Source organism: Pseudomonas sp. Larv2_ips, assembly GCF_963879675.1.
Taxonomy (GTDB): domain Bacteria; phylum Pseudomonadota; class Gammaproteobacteria; order Pseudomonadales; family Pseudomonadaceae; genus Aquipseudomonas.
This window is the reverse complement of sequence record NZ_CAWOAW010000027.1, coordinates 281,609-299,340: the sequence shown is the minus strand read 5'-3', so window position 1 is coordinate 299,340 and position 17,732 is coordinate 281,609. Positions and strand designations below refer to the sequence as shown.

The 17,732-nt window shown below is 61.9% G+C and carries 12 protein-coding genes; 5 read left to right on the top strand and 7 right to left on the bottom strand.

What is annotated here, in order from left to right:
- Positions 1-147: 147 nt before the first annotated feature.
- A complete protein-coding gene (uvrD, locus tag AACV02_RS18280; protein WP_106575925.1) occupies positions 148-2,331 on the bottom strand; it encodes a DNA helicase II in 2,184 nt (727 codons plus the stop codon).
- Between the two features lie 279 nt (positions 2,332-2,610).
- Here uvrD and AACV02_RS18275 point away from each other — a divergent pair, with 279 nt between their 5' ends.
- The 3 genes from AACV02_RS18275 to AACV02_RS18265 all read left to right on the top strand — a co-directional run bounded on the left by AACV02_RS18275 (position 2,611) and on the right by AACV02_RS18265 (position 6,927).
- Positions 2,611-5,484, top strand: a complete 2,874-nt coding sequence (locus AACV02_RS18275; RefSeq protein ID WP_119741159.1) for a GGDEF domain-containing phosphodiesterase — start codon at positions 2,611-2,613, stop codon at positions 5,482-5,484.
- A gap of 162 nt (positions 5,485-5,646) precedes the next feature.
- Positions 5,647-6,513, top strand: coding sequence for a transcriptional regulator HexR (gene hexR / locus AACV02_RS18270; RefSeq protein WP_010168370.1), 867 nt, complete (start codon positions 5,647-5,649; stop codon positions 6,511-6,513).
- Positions 6,514-6,732: 219 nt separating this feature from the next.
- Positions 6,733-6,927, top strand: coding sequence for a PA3496 family putative envelope integrity protein (locus AACV02_RS18265; RefSeq protein ID WP_106575923.1), 195 nt, complete (start codon positions 6,733-6,735; stop codon positions 6,925-6,927).
- Here AACV02_RS18265 and AACV02_RS18260 read toward each other — a convergent pair.
- Entirely contained in the window at positions 6,857-7,831 is a 975-nt protein-coding gene (locus tag AACV02_RS18260) for a LysR family transcriptional regulator (RefSeq protein ID WP_119741156.1), read from the bottom strand. The genes AACV02_RS18265 and AACV02_RS18260 overlap by 71 nt on opposite strands.
- Before the next feature lie 195 nt (positions 7,832-8,026).
- Here AACV02_RS18260 and AACV02_RS18255 point away from each other — a divergent pair, with 195 nt between their 5' ends.
- Positions 8,027-9,442 carry an acetyl-CoA carboxylase biotin carboxylase subunit gene (locus AACV02_RS18255; protein WP_119741154.1) on the top strand — a complete coding sequence of 472 codons (1,416 nt, stop codon included), beginning with the start codon at positions 8,027-8,029 and terminating at the stop codon, positions 9,440-9,442.
- An 11-nt stretch (positions 9,443-9,453) separates the two neighbouring features.
- Entirely contained in the window at positions 9,454-11,262 is a 1,809-nt protein-coding gene (oadA, locus tag AACV02_RS18250; RefSeq protein ID WP_119741151.1) for a sodium-extruding oxaloacetate decarboxylase subunit alpha, read from the top strand.
- A gap of 79 nt (positions 11,263-11,341) precedes the next feature.
- On the opposite strand, the gene AACV02_RS18245 is transcribed toward oadA, so the two are convergent.
- From AACV02_RS18245 to AACV02_RS18225, 5 genes are all read right to left on the bottom strand, one after another.
- Entirely contained in the window at positions 11,342-12,568 is a 1,227-nt protein-coding gene (locus AACV02_RS18245) for an autotransporter outer membrane beta-barrel domain-containing protein (protein ID WP_372239731.1), read from the bottom strand.
- 197 nt (positions 12,569-12,765) lie between these two features.
- Positions 12,766-15,735 (bottom strand): autotransporter outer membrane beta-barrel domain-containing protein, encoded by a 2,970-nt coding sequence (locus AACV02_RS18240; protein ID WP_119741145.1) that lies wholly within the window; start codon positions 15,733-15,735, stop codon positions 12,766-12,768.
- 214 nt (positions 15,736-15,949) lie between these two features.
- On the bottom strand, positions 15,950-16,621 hold the full coding sequence (locus AACV02_RS18235) for a GNAT family N-acetyltransferase (protein WP_119741142.1): 672 nt from the start codon (positions 16,619-16,621) through the stop codon (positions 15,950-15,952).
- 10 nt (positions 16,622-16,631) lie between these two features.
- Positions 16,632-17,078: a GNAT family N-acetyltransferase gene (locus AACV02_RS18230; RefSeq protein WP_119741140.1), complete on the bottom strand. Its 447-nt coding sequence runs from the start codon at positions 17,076-17,078 to the stop codon at positions 16,632-16,634.
- On the bottom strand, positions 17,075-17,713 hold the full coding sequence (locus AACV02_RS18225; protein ID WP_106575916.1) for an FMN-binding negative transcriptional regulator: 639 nt from the start codon (positions 17,711-17,713) through the stop codon (positions 17,075-17,077). The genes AACV02_RS18230 and AACV02_RS18225 overlap by 4 nt, the downstream gene beginning before the upstream one ends.
- Between the last annotated feature and the right edge of the window lie 19 nt (positions 17,714-17,732).

The window sequence follows — 17,732 nt, the reverse complement described above, 5'->3', positions numbered from 1 at the left end:
CGGGCTTTTACGTAAGACCAATTCCGAAGGGTCTGTAGGACTAGTTACAGATATTGGCCCGAGCAGGCGAAAAACAAGGGAGGGGCATGATTCTTCACATTGCAGGCGCCCGGCCAGCCGGGCGCCTAACAGGGAGCATGCAGTGTTTCAGATCGCTTCGAGCTTGGCGTAGCCCATCATCAGCCACTTGCTGCCTTCGGCGAAATTCACCTGCACCCGTGCCTGGGCGCCAGCGCCTTCGAAGTTGAGGATCACGCCTTCGCCGAACACCGAATGCCTGACCTGCTGGCCAAGGCTGAACTGGGTTTCCGGAATCTCGGAACCGGCAAACAGGGTGCTGGAGCTCTGCTGCTGGCCGCCGCCGAACGGGCGGCTAACGCTGTTGGACAGGCGCACTTCCTGGATCAGTCCCTTCGGCACTTCACGTACGAAACGCGACACCTTGTTGTAGGTCTCGCTGCCGTACAGGCGTCGTGTTTCGGCGTAGGTCATCACCAGGTTCTGCATGGCACGGGTGATGCCCACGTAAGCCAGGCGGCGTTCTTCCTCAAGGCGGCCGGGCTCTTCCAGGCTCATCTTGTGCGGGAACAAGCCTTCTTCCATGCCCACCAGGAACACATACGGGAATTCCAGGCCCTTGGCGCTGTGCAAGGTCATCAGCTGGATGCTGTCTTCATGCTCATCGGCCTGGGTATCACCGGCTTCCAGCGACGCATGCCCGAGGAAGGCGGCAAGCGGCGTCAGCTCTTCATCTTCATCAGTGTTTTCGAACGCGCGGGCGGCGCTGACCAGTTCTTCAAGGTTTTCTACCCGCGCCTGGCCCTTCTCGCCTTTTTCCGCTTCGTGATAGGCGATCAGGCCCGATTGCTCAATCACGGTCTGGGTCATCAAATGCAGCGGCATTTCCGCGCATTTGGCGGCAAGGTTCTCGATCAGCTCGACGAACACTCCCAAGGCACCGGCAGCGCGGCCGGTCAGGCCCTTATTGGCGATCAGCAAGCGCATGGCTTCCCACATCGACACATCGGCGTGGCGCGCGTGGTCGCGGATGGCCTCGACGGTTTTCTCGCCGATGCCACGCGCCGGAACATTGATCACCCGCTCCAGCGCCGCATCGTTACCACGGCCCTCGAGCAAGCGCAGGTACGCCATGGCGTTCTTGATTTCCGCACGCTCGAAGAAGCGCTGGCCGCCATAGATGCGGTACGGAATACGTTCGCGCAGCAGGGCTTCTTCCAATACCCGCGATTGGGCGTTGGAGCGGTACAAGATGGCGATATCGTTACGCGCCAGCCCGGTTTTCAACGCGCTTTCGATGGTTTCCACTACGTAACGCGCTTCATCGTGCTCATTGAACGCGGCGTACAGGTTGATTGCTTCGCCTTCGCCGCCGTCGGTCCACAGCTCTTTGCCCATGCGCCCGGTGTTATTGGCGATCAGTGCGTTGGCAGCCTTGAGGATGCCGGCGGTGGAGCGGTAATTCTGCTCCAGACGGATAGTGATCGCGTCCGGGAAGTCGTCGGAGTACTGGTAGATGTTCTCGATTTTCGCGCCACGCCAGCCGTAGATCGACTGGTCGTCATCGCCCACCACCATCAGGCTGTCGCCGCCTTTGGCCAGCAAGCGCAACCAGGCGTACTGCACGGCGTTGGTGTCCTGGAACTCGTCCACCAGGATATGCCGGAAGCGTTTCTGGTAATGCGCCAGCAAGCCTGGGTTGTCGCGCCACAGGTCGAGGGCGCGCAGCAGCAGCTCGGAGAAGTCGATCACGCCGGCACGCACGCAGGCGGCCTCGTAGGCTTCATAAATGCTGCGCATGGTGGCCAGGAACAAATCGCCGCTGGCCTGAATATGTTGCGGGCGCAGGCCTTCGTCTTTCTGGCCGTTGATAAACCATTGCGCCTGGCGCGCGGGCCAGCGCTGTTCGTCCAGGCCCAGCTCACGGATCACGCGCTTGACCAGGCGCTGCTGGTCATCACTGTCGAGGATCTGGAAAGTCTGGCTCAGTCCCGCTTCCTGCCAATGCGCCCGCAACAAGCGGTGGGCCAGGCCGTGGAAGGTGCCTACCCACATGCCGGCCGGGCTGATGCCCATCAACTGCTCGATGCGGTGGCGCATCTCGGCAGCAGCCTTGTTGGTGAAGGTCACCGACAGGATGGAATGCGGGGACGCGTTTTCAACCTGGATCAACCAGGCGATACGGTGCACCAGCACTCGGGTTTTACCGGAGCCAGCACCGGCCAGGACCAACTGACGGCCAACGGGGGCTGCTACGGCCTGGCGTTGGGCATCGTTGAGGGAGTTCAGCAAAAGGGAGAGATCATCGCGCATCGGCGCATTCTAGGGTGCCCGGGGGAGTGGGGCAAATCCCAATGCCGGGTGGTCACTCGAAAACCTCAGGAGTGTTTCGAGCCGCACAAACATTCTGGCGGGGCTGATGACCGGTCGGTCATAGGCCACAGCCCGCGCAGCATCTCGCTCAAGCCGTCTGGCCCCGAGTTTTGCGGCGGTTTATCGTGCGGTTTTTATGACGTGGAGCAGTTTGGCCCAAGCGCTTGCTTGTGTATGCTCCGTGCACGTTTCGGGCTCACCATTATAAGAACACTGCCTATGACTCTCAGTCCCGACCTGTTCGGCCCCTCGGCGGCGCCTGTGCACGTCATCCGTAAATATTACGCAACCGAGATGGCGGTCGAACGCACTCGCCTGCTCTACCAAGGTTCATTGCTGCCGACTTTATTGATGTTGGTGAACGGCCTGGTCTGCGCCTGGTTGCTGTGGAACCCCAAGCAATATCTGCTGGACAGCGTGTGGCTGGTCTGGCTGCTCGCCCTGGTGGCCTTGCGCGTCATTCAAGTGGCGGCGTTCGATTCGGCCATGCCCAGCCGCCAGGCCCAGCCGATCTGGCGGCGCATGTTCATGCTCGGCTCGGCGGTCAGTGGCCTGACGTTAGCCACCGCCGCCATTGCGCTGGTGCCGGCGGACAGCTTTATGCAGCAGGCCTGGGTGTTCGGCCTGATCGGCGCGGCAACGCTGTCGGCCAGCGTGGCCTATGCCGTGAGCCTGCCTGCGTTCCTGTCCTTTGCCGTGCCGTGTCTGGTGCCGGCCATCCTTTATCTGTTTTGGAACGGCACGGCGCAACAGCAAGGTTGGGGCGTGCTTGGCCTGATCCTGCTGGGCTCTCTGAGCCTGGTGGCGTGGCAGGTCAACCGCCTGATCCAGCGTGGCCTGCTGCGACGCTTTCAGAACCAGGCGCTGATCGAGCATTTACAGCAGGCGCAGCAGCGCAGCGAGCAGTTGAATCAGGAACTGGTGCGCGAAGTCGAGCAGCGCCGCCAGGTCGAACAGGACCTGCGCGAGGCCCAGATCGGTCTGCAAGACCGCGTGGCGCAACGCAACCAGGAACTGGACGCCGCCAGCCTGGCCCTGAACAAAAGTGAAGCGCGCCTGGCCATGGCGCTGCAGGCCAGCGAACTGGGGCTGTGGGACTGGAACCTGCAGACCGATGAAGTCCATCACACTCAGCTCAAGGAGTTGTTCGGCCTGGAGCCCGAGTACGTCACGGCAATGCTCAGCCACCTCAAGCCGCGCCTGCACCCCGACGACTTGCCGCTGCTCAAGCGCGCACTGGTGGAGCATCTCAAAGGCCGCACCGAGGATTACCAGGTTGAATACCGCGTGCGCCACGGCGACGGTCACTGGGTCTGGATCGAAGACCGCGGCCGCGCCGTGGAGCGCTCCCCCAGTGGGCGGGTAACGCGCATGCTCGGCACCCGCCGCGACATCAGCGCAGGCAAGGCCCTGGAAGAACAGCAGCGGCTGGCCTCGACCGTGTTCGAGGCGGCCAGCGAAGGCATCGTGATTCTTGACCCGAACTATGCGCTGATCGCCGTCAATCAGGCTTTCAGCCGTGTCACCGGCTTTGAAATCGACGACATGCTCGGCCGCAACGTCGTGGAACTGCCCAGCAGCCGTGACGCGCGTCGCCACTTTCCGGTGATTCGCCAGGCCCTGCTCAGCCACGGTACCTGGCAGGGCGAACTGGTTGAAACGCGCAAGAATGGCGAACTGTACCCGCAATGGCTGCAGCTGAACGTGGTGCGCGATGTTCGCGGAAACGTCAGCCACATTGTGGGCTTCTTCGCCGATCTGTCGGCGCGGCGTGAGTCCGAAGAGCGAATGCGCTACCTCACGCACTATGACGAGTTGACGGGCCTGGCCAACCGTTCACTGTTCCGCGAGCGACTGCGCGAAGCCCATGCGCGCGTGCGTCAGGGCGGGCGTAGCCTGGCGTTGCTGCATATCAACCTCGACCGCTTCAAGCTGCTGAACGACAGCCTGGGCCATGAAGTCGCCGACCAGCTGTTACAGAAAATGGCCCGTCGTTTGATCAACGCGTTGCCCGAGGCTGACACCATTGCGCGTCTGTCCGGCGATGAGTTCGCCGTGCTGTTCGACGCCTACGGCAACCTGTCGAGCCTGGCGCGAGTGGCCACGCGGCTCCTGGCGAAGCTGCGGGTGCCGGTGACGGTAGACGGGCATGAGTTGGTGGTCAGTGCCTCAATGGGTGTCAGCCTGTTGCCGGATAATGCGCGGGAAATTTCCGCGTTGGTCAGTCAGTCGAACATGGCCATGCAACATGCCAAGCACTTGGGCGGTAACAACTTCCAGTTTTACACCGACAGCCTGCAAGCCAGCACGCTTGAGCGGTTGCAGCTGGAGAACCACTTGCGCAAGGCCATCGACGAGCGCCAGCTCACGGTGTTCTATCAGCCCAAACTGTGCCTGGCCACCGGCAAGCTGAATGCCGCCGAGGCGCTGATTCGCTGGGAGCATCCGCAGTGGGGCATGGTGCCGCCGGGGGACTTTATTGGCCTGGCCGAAGAAACAGGCCTGATCGTGCCGCTGGGCGAATTCGTCTTGCGCCAGGCCTGTTGGCAAGCGTGCGAATGGCAGCGCCAGGGGTTGGCGCCGATTCGGGTGTCGGTGAACCTTTCCGTGCACCAGTTGCGCCAGGGCAAGTTGGTCAGCCTGGTGCGCCAAGTGCTCGAAGAAACCGGCCTTGACCCGCAATACCTCGAATTGGAACTGACCGAGAGCCAACTGCTCGACAGCGTCGAGCACATCATTGCCACCTTCCAGCAACTGCGCGACCTGGGCGTGAAGCTGGCCATTGACGACTTTGGCACCGGCTACTCGTCCCTCAGCTACCTCAAGCGCATCCCCGTGGATTACGTGAAGATCGATCAGACGTTCATCCGCGGCCTGGGCCAGGGCCGCGAGGACGCCGCGATTACGCGTGCAATCATTGCCATGGCCCATGGGCTGGCGCTCAAGGTGGTGGCCGAAGGTGTGGAAGATCAGCAGCAGCTGGATTTCCTGCGAGGGGAGCGCTGTGACGAAGTGCAGGGCTATCTGATCAGTCGGCCGGTGGAGGCCGAGGCGCTGGCAGATTTGTTACGGAAAAATGCAGACTTTCCTTAAAGACGGCCAGGCCGCCTGTGTGGCTACACGGCGGCTGCCCGCTGATTCAAAGGGCATCAGGGCGATTTAGTGATGCATCGGACGGGCAAAACGGCAATTCTTGTAGTATAACTACAAGCTTGCTACATCCCTGGCGCCTGCCAATAACAAGAGTCCTGCCCTTTGAACCTGTTGCAACATATCGCCCAGTCGCGCCACCTGTTACGCAAATCGGAACTCAAGGTTGCCGATCACGTGCTGCTTGACCCTGCGGCCGTGATGCACAGTTCCATGGCCGACCTGGCCCACAGCGTGGGCATCAGTGAGCCGACCATCGTGCGTTTTTGCCGTGCCATTGGTTGCTCCGGGTTTCAGGACTTGAAACTCAAGCTGGCCCAGAGCCTGGCGGCGGGTGCGAGCTTTGGGCAGTTTGCGATTCACGAAGACGATTCCGTCGCCGACTACAGCCTGAAAATCTTCGACACCACCTTGCATACCCTGATGGAAGTGCGAGAAAAACTCGACCCAGTGGAGTTGCAGAAGGCCGTGACCGCAATGTCCCAGGCCCAGCGCGTCGAATTTTACGGCTTCGGTGCGTCGGGCGCCGTTGCTGCCGACGCCCAGCACAAATTCTTCCGCCTGCTGCTCACGGCAGCGGCTTACAGCGATCCGCACATGCAGGCGATGTCGGCGGTCACGCTGAAGCCCACGGATGTGGCGATCTGCATCTCCCAGTCCGGTCGCTCCAAAGACCTGCTGATCACCGCCAACCTGGTGCGTGAAAGCGGCGCGACGCTGATCACGCTGTGCCCAAGCCAGACGCCATTGGCGGAACTGTCGACGGTAAACCTGGCGATCGACGTGCATGAAGACACCGAAATCTACACCCCGCTGACCTCGCGCATCGCCCACCTGGTGGTGATCGACGTGCTGGCGATGGGCGTGGCCATGGCGCGCGGCCCGAGCCTGGTCAACCACCTCAAGAGCGTGAAGCGCAGCTTGCGCAGCCTGCGTCTCTCGCCAAAATCGGTCAAAGCCCTCGACGACTGATTCAAGGTCGCACCCCGTCAAATGTGAGAGCTGGCTTGCCGGCGATAGCGTCACCTCGGTTTAACTGAAAACCTGCGGTGCTTGCATCGCAGGGAGCCAGCTCCTACAGGCAATCTCCTTCAATTTCGGAATATTCATCGTCCTGTAACCCCCACGCCGCCAAACCGTCATCCGCCGCGCCCATCCTGAACTCCCCGTACTCGCATTGGGAGACTCAACATGGCCCGGCAATACGAAGACAGCAGCACCGTCAAAACCCGTCGTCAGCAAGAAGACCAGCGCCGCATGGCGTTTCGTCGCGCAATCGAAGACCGTTGCGAAGAGCGCCAATTGCTCCAGAGCATCACGGACTACCCGGAACTCCACTGGCAGGCACCCGCGGCTGCCCAGCGAAGCGCTCAGCCAACGCGCTGATCTGCACCCGTTCGCTGCGGATAAAGCCCAGGAACGCATGGGCCACCGGTGACAGGCGCTTGGCCTTGGCCTGCACCAGGCACCAACTGCGGTACAGCGGCAGTTCTTCCACCGGCAGCTCCTTGAGCCCGCCGGTGGCCAGCTCCAGGTTGACCGCGTGGCGCGTCAGCAACGCCACGCCCAACCCTGCGTTCACGCACTCACGCTGCGCCTCGGCCGAAGCCACTTCCACCGTCTGGGTGAAGTGCACGCGTTTCTCCTTGAAGTACTCTTCGCAGGCCAGTCGCGTGCCGGAGCCCGGCTCGCGCACCAGCAGCGTGTACGGTTCCAGGTCCTGCAAACGCAGCGCGCCTTGAAGGCTCAAGGGATGGTCGGGCGGCGCCACGGCGACAATCGGGTTGTTCAAAAACGGCAGGAATTCCAGGCCCATGTCTTGGGGCACCATGGACATGATCACCAGGTCATCACGGTTGTCTGAAAGCCTTCGAATCACCTGGGCACGATTGACGACTGTCAGGTGCAATTGCACCTCCGGGTGCTGGCGCTTGAAGGCGGCAAACAGGTGTGGCACGAAGTACTTGGCACTCGATTCGATCGCCAGCTTCAACTGGCCCTGCAGCGAGCCCTGCATGTCCGACAGCTGCATATCGAGGTTTTCCAGGCGCCCGAAAATATCCCGGCTGGCGCGTTGCAAGGCTTCGGCGGCCTCGGTCATGTAGAGCTTTTTGCCGACGTAATCAAACAGCGGCTGGCCGATCAGCTCTTCCAGCTGACGAATTTGTAGGCTTACGGCTGGTTGTGTGAGGGACATTTCCTCGGCGGCACGGCTGTAGGAGCGCAAATCACAGACTTCGTTGAAAATCTTCAACTGACGTAATGTCATACGCATCAATGACTTACGCATTATTTCAATCCTCTCGCCCCAGGCCGTCCGGCCAACTATAAGTGTTTACTTATACACAACCCAATAATTATTGATTTTTGTTAATCCTCCGTTGCGCCTAGTGTGTGTCTCGCGACTGTCATGAAACATTTGGTCACGCGCCGACTCGGATCCAACCGGTCGAAGACGCAGCAAACGGCTCAAGGGAATTTCCAAGTGATAAAAAAGATCCTGATCGCCAACCGTGGTGAGATTGCCGTACGAATCGTGCGTGCCTGCGCCGAGATGGGCATTCGCTCGGTCGCGGTTTACTCGGACGCCGACCGCCACGCGTTGCACGTCAAACGTGCCGACGAAGCCCACAGCATTGGTGCCGAGCCTCTGGCTGGCTACCTGAACCCGCGCAAGCTGGTGAACCTGGCCGTGGAAACCGGCTGTGATGCGCTGCACCCCGGCTACGGTTTCCTGTCGGAAAACGCCGAGCTGGCAGACATCTGCGCCGAACGCGGGATCAAATTCATCGGCCCGTCGGCCGAAGTGATTCGCCGCATGGGCGACAAGACCGAAGCGCGCCGCAGCATGATCAAGGCCGGTGTGCCGGTGACGCCCGGCACCGAAGGCAACGTCGCCGACATCGCCGAAGCCCTCACCGAAGGCGACCGCATTGGTTACCCGGTGATGCTAAAAGCCACCTCCGGTGGTGGCGGTCGTGGTATCCGCCGCTGCAACAGCCGCGAAGAACTCGAACAAGCCTTCCCTCGCGTAATTTCCGAAGCCACCAAGGCCTTCGGTTCGGCGGAAGTGTTCCTGGAAAAATGCATCGTCAATCCCAAGCACATCGAAGCGCAAATCCTCGGTGACAGCTTTGGCAACGTGGTGCACCTGTTCGAGCGTGATTGCTCGATTCAGCGCCGCAACCAGAAGCTCATCGAAATTGCTCCAAGCCCGCAGCTCACCCCGGAACAGCGCGCCTACATCGGCGACCTGTCGGTGCGTGCCGCCAAGGCCGTGGGTTACGAGAACGCCGGCACCGTGGAGTTTCTGCTCGCCGAGGGCGAGGTGTACTTCATGGAGATGAACACCCGGGTGCAGGTGGAACACACCATCACCGAAGAAATCACCGGCATCGACATCGTGCGTGAGCAGATCCGCATCGCCTCGGGCCTGCCGCTGTCGGTGAAACAGGAAGACATCCAGCACCGTGGTTTCGCGTTGCAGTTTCGTATCAACGCCGAAGACCCGAAGAACAACTTCCTGCCCAGCTTCGGCAAGATCACCCGTTACTACGCGCCCGGCGGTCCCGGCGTGCGTACCGACACGGCGATCTACACCGGCTACACCATCCCTCCGTTTTACGACTCCATGTGCCTGAAGCTGGTGGTGTGGGCGTTGACCTGGGAAGAAGCCATGGACCGTGGCCTGCGTGCCCTGGACGACATGCGCCTGCAAGGCGTGAAGACCACCGCCGCCTACTACCAGGAAATCCTGCGCAACCCGGAATTCCGCAGCGGCCAGTTCAACACCAGTTTCGTGGAAAGCCACACTGAGCTGACCAACTACTCGATCAAGCGCAAACCCGAAGAGCTGGCCCTGGCCATCGCCGCCGCCATTGCCGCCCACGCAGGCCTGTGAGGAATACAACAATGTCCAAGAAAATCTTTGTCACCGACACCATCCTGCGCGACGCCCACCAATCGTTGCTGGCGACCCGCATGCGCACCGACGACATGCTGCCGATCTGCGACAAGCTCGACAAAGTCGGCTACTGGTCGCTGGAAGTCTGGGGCGGCGCGACCTTCGACGCCTGTGTACGTTTCCTCAAAGAAGACCCGTGGGAGCGCCTGCGCAAACTGCGCGCTGCGTTGCCCAACACGCGCCTGCAAATGCTGCTGCGCGGCCAGAACCTGTTGGGCTACCGCCACTACAGCGACGACGTGGTCAGAGCCTTCGTCGCCAAGGCTGCCGTGAATGGCATCGACGTGTTCCGCATCTTCGACGCCATGAACGACGTGCGTAACCTGCGTGTGGCCATCGAAGCGGTGAAAGCCGCCGGCAAGCATGCCCAGGGCACCATCGCCTACACCACCAGCCCGGTGCACACCATCGACGCGTTTGTGGCCCAGGCCAAGCAAATGGAAGCCATGGGCTGCGACTCGGTCGCCATCAAAGACATGGCCGGCCTGCTGACGCCGTACGCCACGGGCGAGCTGGTCAAGGCACTCAAGGCCGAGCAGAGCCTGCCGATCTTTATCCACTCTCACGACACGGCGGGTTTGGCCGCGATGTGCCAACTCAAGGCCATCGAAAACGGTGCCGATCACATCGACACCGCCATTTCCAGCTTCGCCTGGGGCACCAGCCACCCAGGCACCGAGTCGATGGTTGCCGCCCTCAAAGGCAGTGAATTCGACACCGGCCTCGACCTGGAACTGCTGCAGGAAATCGGCCTGTATTTCTACGCCGTGCGTAAGAAATACCACCAGTTCGAAAGCGAATTCACCGCCGTCGACACCCGCGTACAAGTCAACCAGGTGCCGGGCGGGATGATTTCCAACCTGGCCAACCAGTTGAAAGAGCAGGGCGCGCTCAACCGCATGAGCGAAGTGCTGGCCGAAATCCCGCGTGTGCGTGAAGACCTCGGTTTCCCGCCGCTGGTGACTCCGACCTCGCAGATCGTCGGCACCCAGGCGTTCTTCAACGTGCTGGCCGGCGAGCGTTACAAGACCATCACCAATGAAGTGAAGCTCTACCTGCAAGGCGGCTACGGCAAAGCGCCGGGCACGGTGAATGAAAAACTGCGCCGCCAGGCCATCGGCAGCGAAGAAGTGATCGACCACCGCCCGGCCGACCTGCTCAAGCCGGAAATGACCAAGCTGCGCGGCGAAATCGGCGCGTTGGCCAAGTCCGAAGAAGACGTGCTGACCTACGCGATGTTCCCGGACATCGGGCGCAAGTTCCTCGAGGAGCGTGACGCCGGCACCTTGAGCCCGGAAGTGTTGTTGCCGATTCCTGAGGCCGGCGGCGTAGCGCGTGCCGGTGGCGAAGGCGTGCCGACCGAGTTCGTGATCGATGTGCACGGCGAAAGCTACCGCGTCGACATCACCGGTGTCGGCGTCAAGGCCGAAGGCAAGCGCCACTTCTACCTGTCCATCGACGGCATGCCTGAAGAAGTGGTGTTCGAACCGCTCAACGAGTTCGTCAGCAGCGGCGGCAGCAAGCGCAAGCACGCGACCGAGCCGGGCCATGTCAGCACGGCGATGCCGGGCAATATCGTCGACGTACTGGTCAAGGAAGGCGACGTGGTCAAAGCCGGCCAGGCCGTGCTGATTACCGAAGCCATGAAGATGGAAACCGAAGTGCAGGCCGCGATTGCCGGCAAAGTTTCCGCCGTTCATGTGGCCAAGGGCGACCGGGTCAACCCTGGCGAAATCCTGATTGAAATCGAAGGCTGAGTCACAGCCTTCAAGACAACCGCTTAATCCTCGGGGGGGCAGGTGCCCCCCTTTTTTTTCGCCTGAAATAAAGCGTGGGTCAAAAGCCCATGGCCCATTGGCCCATCAACCCCTGATGGCGACTGTTGCTGCCAACGTCAGCGGTGTAGGTCAGGCCCAGCGTGTGTTGGGGCGACAGTGCAAGGTCGAGACCGGCGCGCAGGCCCAGGCTGTTGCGGTCCAGGGCGGTGCCTTTGAGGGTGAAGCCGCTGTCGAAATCATCGCGTTTATCCCATGCCGAAGATTGGCGAAGCGTACTGCTGACGTCGCCATAGAGGTGCTGCCAGTGTGTACTCAAGTGGGGGTTGAGGATCATCTGATTGCCCAGGGCATACAGGCTCGACAGGCGCAGGCCGAAGGTGCTGTTCAGGTTCTGCTGGGTTTGTTCGCCGACGTTAAGGGCTGTCACGCCACCTTTTTCGGTGAAGCTGTCGCGGTGATAGCGCTGCCAACCGAGGCCGGCAAAGGGCTCGATGCTGATTGCGGCACCGCCCAGTTGATAGCCCAACTCGGCGAATGCGTTCTGGCTTTGAGCGCTGTACTTGCCCCTGAGTTGGTCGCGCAAGTTGAGGAAGTCGACGTCGACGCTGCGTTTATTTCGCCCATCGTGGTGGCTGTAAATCGCCCCCAGGCGCAGTGCCAGCGGGCCGTCCTGGCGCAAGGCGTAGGCGCCCAGGTGCCAGCTTTCCAGTTCGGCCTTGAAACGTTTGGCGTTCAGGTTGCTGCCTGACTTGGCCCCCATTACGCCCAAGCGCCAGGCGGTGTCCACCGACCAGTCGGCGCCGACCATCAGGCCTTGTGTGCGCTGTTGCAAACCGGCGCTGCCGCGGTGGTCGTCGAGCTTGCCGCTGTTGCCCAGGCCGTTGAACCACACCCGAGCGTCTTCGCGTGTCTGGCCGCTCAGTTCGCGGATCGCCGACAGCAGGTTGGCGTTCAGCTGTTTCAGGCTGTCTTGGGTGGCGGTGCCCAGATTGGCATGCTGGCTGCCCGCCAATTGCTCAAGCACCGCGCCGACGTTGCCTGGCGCCAGGCTGCCCAGGTAACTGCCCAGGTGCTCGAGTGCGTCCTGTTCGCGCTTGCTCAACGCGCCGGACTCCAACAGTTGATCAATAGCGTAATCAAGCATGATTGCCGCCTGTTTGCCGTTATGGGTGGTGGCATGCTCGACGAGGTAAAACTCATCGGCAGGCGCGGGAGGCGCGCGGTCGTCCACGGCGGGCTGATCGCCCAGAGGGATCTCGTTAAGCCAGTCGCTGTCGTGCTCCATGTTCCTCTGCGCCTGTGCAAACGGAGCAGCTGTGACCACCAGCATGAGGGTAAGGGCTATAGCGAACTGTTTTTGTGCAAGTGACATGTAAATCCAGCCTCATGGAATAAGAGGCCGGAAATTTAGCGAGATGACGGGGCGATAACTGTCAGGCTACCGACCCCTGATTCGCGGGAGTTGTCTTTAGTGCTGAGCGATTAAAAACTCATCTGCCATTGGCCGACCAACGCGTGATTGCAGCTGTTGCTGCCGATCTCGCCGGTGTAGCCCAGGCCCAGGCTATGGTGCGCCGACAAGCCTACGTCCAGCCCGGCCTCGAGTAGCAGGCTGTTGCGGTCCAGGGCGCTGCCTTCGACATTGAACGCTGTGCCGCCGGCCAGGAAAGCCTGGCGCGTGCTGCTGTCGACATCGCCGTAAGTGTGCTTCCAGCCGGCGCTGACACGGGGCGTGAGGCTGATGCCGTTGTCCAGTTGGCTCAGGTGCGCCAGGCGCAAACCGAATGTGCTGCTGAAATTGTCCTGGGTCTGACCGTCGACATGCAGTGCGGCGGCGCCGCCTTTTTCGGTGTAGCTGTCACGCTGGTAGCGCTGGTAGCCGAGGTTGGCGAATGGCTCGGCACTCAGGTGGCCGCTGCCCATGGCGTAACCGAGTTCGGCAAAGGCCTGCTGGCTGTTGGCGTCATAGTCGCCTTTGGGGCGGTCGTTGAAACCGTTGAAGGCCACCGTGCGTTTGCTGTCGCCCTGGTGCCCGCTGTAAGCCGCGCCCAGGCGCAAGGCCAGAGGCCCACTCTGGCGCATGGCGTAGACGCCGGCGTGCCAGCTGTCGACGCTGCCGTCCACGCCGGTGGTGTCCAGGTCGGTCTTCGAATAACCGCCCAGCAAACCCACGCGCCAGTCGCTGTCGAGGGCCCAATCGGCCCCCAGCACTGTGCCTTTGGTGCGTTGGGTCAGGCCGTTGCTGCCGTGCTCGCCATCAAGCTTGCCGTAGCTGCCGATGCCCTGCAGCCACAGGCGGCCACGCGCGTTCGGGTCATTGAGGTTGCGCGCATCGTTGGGTACGCCGCTGGCGGCGAGCACTGGGGTGTCGCGCTGATCAAGCCCGACCATCAAGCCCGCGCCGCCGCCCAATTGATGCATTGCCGCAAGCATGCTGTTGCCTACCTGGGCGCTGGCGCCGAGGGTGGCGCCAGTGAGGTTGGCAGTGCTGCTGCCGGCCAATTGCTCGATGGCTGCGCCTGCGGTGGCGGTGGTGGTGGAGAGCAGGGCGTTATACAGCGGATTGTGGGTGCCCAGGCCTGCCAGGCTGTTGGCCGCACTGGCGCCGTTGCCGGTAGTGGCGAACTGATTGAAAGCAATGTCGTTACGGGCGTACGTCAGGCCGACTTGGGTTGGGCTGTAATCCAGGCTCGGCGTGAGGAATGCATAGTCGCTGGTGACGGTACCGAATTGCCCCTTGATACTGCCGGCTTGCAGCACGGTGTAATGGCTCTGCCATGGATACGTGCCGCTGGCAGGGTTGATTGCCAGGGTCGCGCCATTGAGGTTGGCCGTGCCGCCGACCTTGATCGGCGCGCTGCTGCCATCGGCATTCACGCCATAGGCCAGGGTCGAGCCGCTGCCCATGGTCAGGTCGCGGGCGATGGTGGCGGTGCCCAGCGCCGTATTGGTTTGCAGCGTGCCGTTGACCACCAGGCTGCCCACCGAGCCGCCTCCGGCGTAGATGCCGCCGGCATCGACTGTCACGTTACCGGCGATGCCGCCCTGGTTGATCAGTTTGGCACCGCTGAAAATCTCGCCGCCGTCGCTGAAATCGCCGCTGCCGGTGAGGGTCCAGGTGCCTTGCTTCACGGCCAGCCATTCAAAATTGCGGCTGTTGCCGAAACTGCCGCCTGCAGCATCATCCAGGCTCAGCCGGTCATAACCGGCGCCGCCATCCACCAGGCCGAGAAAGCGGCTGCCACTGAGCAACACCAGCGTGTCATCACCGCCGCCCAGATCCACAGCCAGGCCATTGCTGCCGCTGATGGTGCCGCCGTTGATCACGGTGTCGGCAAAGTTGCCGACAAACTTCACGCCAAAGCCATTCAGTCCCTGAATGACGCCGTGGTTTTCCAGGGTGGTCGCGGCAACGCCCGGGCCGTCGCTACCGTCGTCCACCAGGATCGCGTTGTTGGCGCCGCTGACCAGCGCACCCTTGGCGTTGTACACATAGCCGCCGCCCAGGGCGATGCCTTCGCTGCCGTTGGCAAAACCATTTTTGTCGACACCGCCGGCACCGATGCCCTGGATGATGCCGTAGTTTTCGATATGCGCGATTTTGTCGATGTCCACGCCATCGCCGTCGCCGTCCGGCTGCAACCCGGAGAAGGCGCCGGTGATGGTGCCGTGGTTGATCACCGTGCCATCGCCGTCGGAGCCAAAGCCCGAGCCGTTGCGGCCAATCACCGTGCCGTAGTTGGTCAGCGAAGCACCCAGGTCGGTGGTGATGCCATGGCGACCGCCAGAAATCAGGCCGTAGTTGGTCACCGTCACACCGGTGGCGGAATCGATATCGACGCCGTCGAATTTGTCATCGCGCGAGAACGTGTCGCCGGTGGAGATCTCGCCATAGTTGGTAATGTTCGCGTTGGCGCCGGTCTTCATGCCGTCACTGGCATCGCCACGAATCAACCCACCGGCGCGGTTGATGATCGTGGTCGTCACGTTGGCGCTGCGGATCGCATCCAGGTCCAGCGCTTGGCCGGTGGCCGAGCGAAGGGTGCCGCTGTTGTCGATCAACAAACGGCCGCCGGCAAAGTTGCTGTTGATGCGCAGCGCGTCATTGGCGCCCTGGATCACACCGCCCGCGAGGTTGTAGACGCTGTAGTTACGCGCCCCGGTGAGCGTGCCCGAACTGTCGATTGCGCGCCCTCCGGTTGAGGCCAGCTTGCCCGCGTTGGTGATCACCACGCCCGCCCCGCTGGTGCCATCCTTGAGCGTGACGGCCACGCCGGAGGTGGTGATGCTGCCCGGCGCCGTGGTGGTCAACGAATCGTTGCCGGTCAGGGTTTGCCCCGCGGTGGTGGGCGTGTCGATCAGCACGGTTTTGGTCGGCGCAGGCGCCGCTTCAGCGAGGCTGCTGGCCAATAACGTGATGGCGAGTGCGAGGCGGTGGGGCGACGGGGGCATGGCGGACGACCTTGTTATGGAAACGAGTCGACCTGTATAGCGAAGGGTGATTGCAGGAATGTGTCGGGGAGATGACAGCAGTGGGCCCGCTGCAGATCACCTGTGGCGCGGGCTTGCTGGCGAAAGCGGTGTGTCAGGTATTGCAGGTGTTGACTGGTCTACCGTCTTCGCGAGCACGCCCGCGCCCACATTGGTTGTGTGTTGTGGCTCAGAATCAGGCCCGGCACTCGGCCAGTGTTTTCAGTTGGCCAGAACCCTGCTGGTTTGCCTCGGACAGCCACGCTTCAAACCCTGCTCCAAGGGTTGGCCATTCCGAATCCAGGATCGAATACCACGCCGTATCGCGGTTCTGCCCCTTGACCACCATGTGCTGGCGGAACACGCCTTCAAAGCTGAAGCCCAAGCGCTGCGCCGCGTATTTGGAACGGGCATTGGCGTTGTTGCACTTCCATTCCAGGCGACGGTAGCCCTGCTCAAAAGCGTGATTGGCCAGCAGGTACACCGCTTCGGTGCTTTTGGGCGAGCGTTGCATCGGCGCGCCGAAGGTCACGTGGCCGATCTCGATGCGGCCCTGGGCCGGGACGATGGACATCAGGCTGAGGATGCCCTGTACCTCGCCGCTCTGGCGGTCGATCACGCTGAAGAAGTACGGGTCGCTGTGCTGGGCATGGTTGTTGAGCCAGGCATCAAACGCGGCGCGCTCGGGGAAGGGGCCATAAGGCAAATAGTCCCAGAGCTTAGGATCGGCGCCAGGGCCTTCAAGGGCCTGGAACAGGCCATCGCCATGACGCGCGGGGTCGAGTTTTTCCAGGCGGATGAAACGCCCTTCGAGCACTTGAACGGTGGGCGCGGGAACGCCTTTCCAGTCGGCGGGTGAGATAGGCATGCGGATTTCCTTAAAGACCTTTGCGAAATTGGATAAAGCCAGGACGTTCGGCAATACGTTCGTAGAGTTGAATCGCGGTGGCATTGCTCTCGTGGGTCAACCAATGGACCTTGCAGCAACCGTCGGCCTTGGCGGTGGCGTAGACAAACTCGATCAGCTTGCGACCCACGCCGCTGCCACGTTGGGCCGGCTCCACCAGCAGGTCCTGCAGGTAGCAGGAATTTTCGATGCTCCAGTTGGAGCGGTGGTAGATGAAGTTGACCATGCCCACCGCCTTGCCGTCCTGCCAGGCCAGGGCGGAATGGGTCGGCTCACTGGCATCGATCAGGCGCTGCCAGGTGCTTTGGCTGACGGCGTCGGGCAATTGGGTTTCGTAAAACTTCAAGTACGCCTGCCACAGTGGCAGCCAGGCGGCATGGTCGGCTGCGGTGACGGGGCGGATATCGATCTGGCTCATTCTGTGCCTCCTTGAGGGATAAAGCGCGCGAGCGTCTGATCGCGCACATCAATGCTGGCGGCCAAGCCCTCGCGCACGCCGTTGATATCGGCCTGGCTGCGGTTCTGGCTGAGTTTGCGTTTGCCGATCAGGCGCTCGATGGGCAGGGCGAAGCCGACGATGGCCTTGAGCATGCCGTCAATGTAGTCGGCGGGGGCATCGCTGACGCTCCAGGGCTGGGCGCGGTTGCCTTCGTGGCGATCGGTCAGCGCCGTGACCACCGCCAGCAAGCGCTCGGCATCGGTAAATACCTCGGCCTTGCCGTACGCATGCACGGCGATGTAATTCCAGGTGGGCACCACTTTGCCGTGCTCGGCCTTGGCCGGGTAAAACGCCGGGCTGATGTAGGCGTCGGCGCCGGCAAAGATCACCAGGGCTTCACTGCCATTTTGCAGGTCGCGCCACTGGGGGTTGGCCTTGGCCATGTGCCCGTAAAGCGTACCGTTCGGGCCTTGATCGGGGTTGAGCAGCAGCGGCAGGTGACTGGCCTGCAGGCCCTGCTCGCCAAAGGTCACCAGCTGCGCCAGGCGAGTGTGCTGGATCAGTTGCTGCAGTTCGGGCAAATCGTCGAGGGCAAAGGCGCGGGGTGTGTACATGGAAATATTCCTTGGCGAA

What these genes read in the sequence shown, in the direction of transcription:
- uvrD (WP_106575925.1), bottom strand. Translation starts at nt 2,331, where the DNA reads ATGCGCGATGATCTCTCCCTTTTGCTGAACTCCCTCAACGATGCCCAA.
- AACV02_RS18275 (WP_119741159.1), top strand. Translation starts at nt 2,611, where the DNA reads ATGACTCTCAGTCCCGACCTGTTCGGCCCCTCGGCGGCGCCTGTGCAC.
- AACV02_RS18265 (WP_106575923.1), top strand. Translation starts at nt 6,733, where the DNA reads ATGGCCCGGCAATACGAAGACAGCAGCACCGTCAAAACCCGTCGTCAG.
- AACV02_RS18260 (WP_119741156.1), bottom strand. Translation starts at nt 7,831, where the DNA reads ATGCGTAAGTCATTGATGCGTATGACATTACGTCAGTTGAAGATTTTC.
- oadA (WP_119741151.1), top strand. Translation starts at nt 9,454, where the DNA reads ATGTCCAAGAAAATCTTTGTCACCGACACCATCCTGCGCGACGCCCAC.
- AACV02_RS18245 (WP_372239731.1), bottom strand. Translation starts at nt 12,568, where the DNA reads ATGGAGCACGACAGCGACTGGCTTAACGAGATCCCTCTGGGCGATCAG.
- AACV02_RS18240 (WP_119741145.1), bottom strand. Translation starts at nt 15,735, where the DNA reads ATGCCCCCGTCGCCCCACCGCCTCGCACTCGCCATCACGTTATTGGCC.
- AACV02_RS18235 (WP_119741142.1), bottom strand. Translation starts at nt 16,621, where the DNA reads ATGCCTATCTCACCCGCCGACTGGAAAGGCGTTCCCGCGCCCACCGTT.
- AACV02_RS18230 (WP_119741140.1), bottom strand. Translation starts at nt 17,078, where the DNA reads ATGAGCCAGATCGATATCCGCCCCGTCACCGCAGCCGACCATGCCGCC.
- AACV02_RS18225 (WP_106575916.1), bottom strand. Translation starts at nt 17,713, where the DNA reads ATGTACACACCCCGCGCCTTTGCCCTCGACGATTTGCCCGAACTGCAG.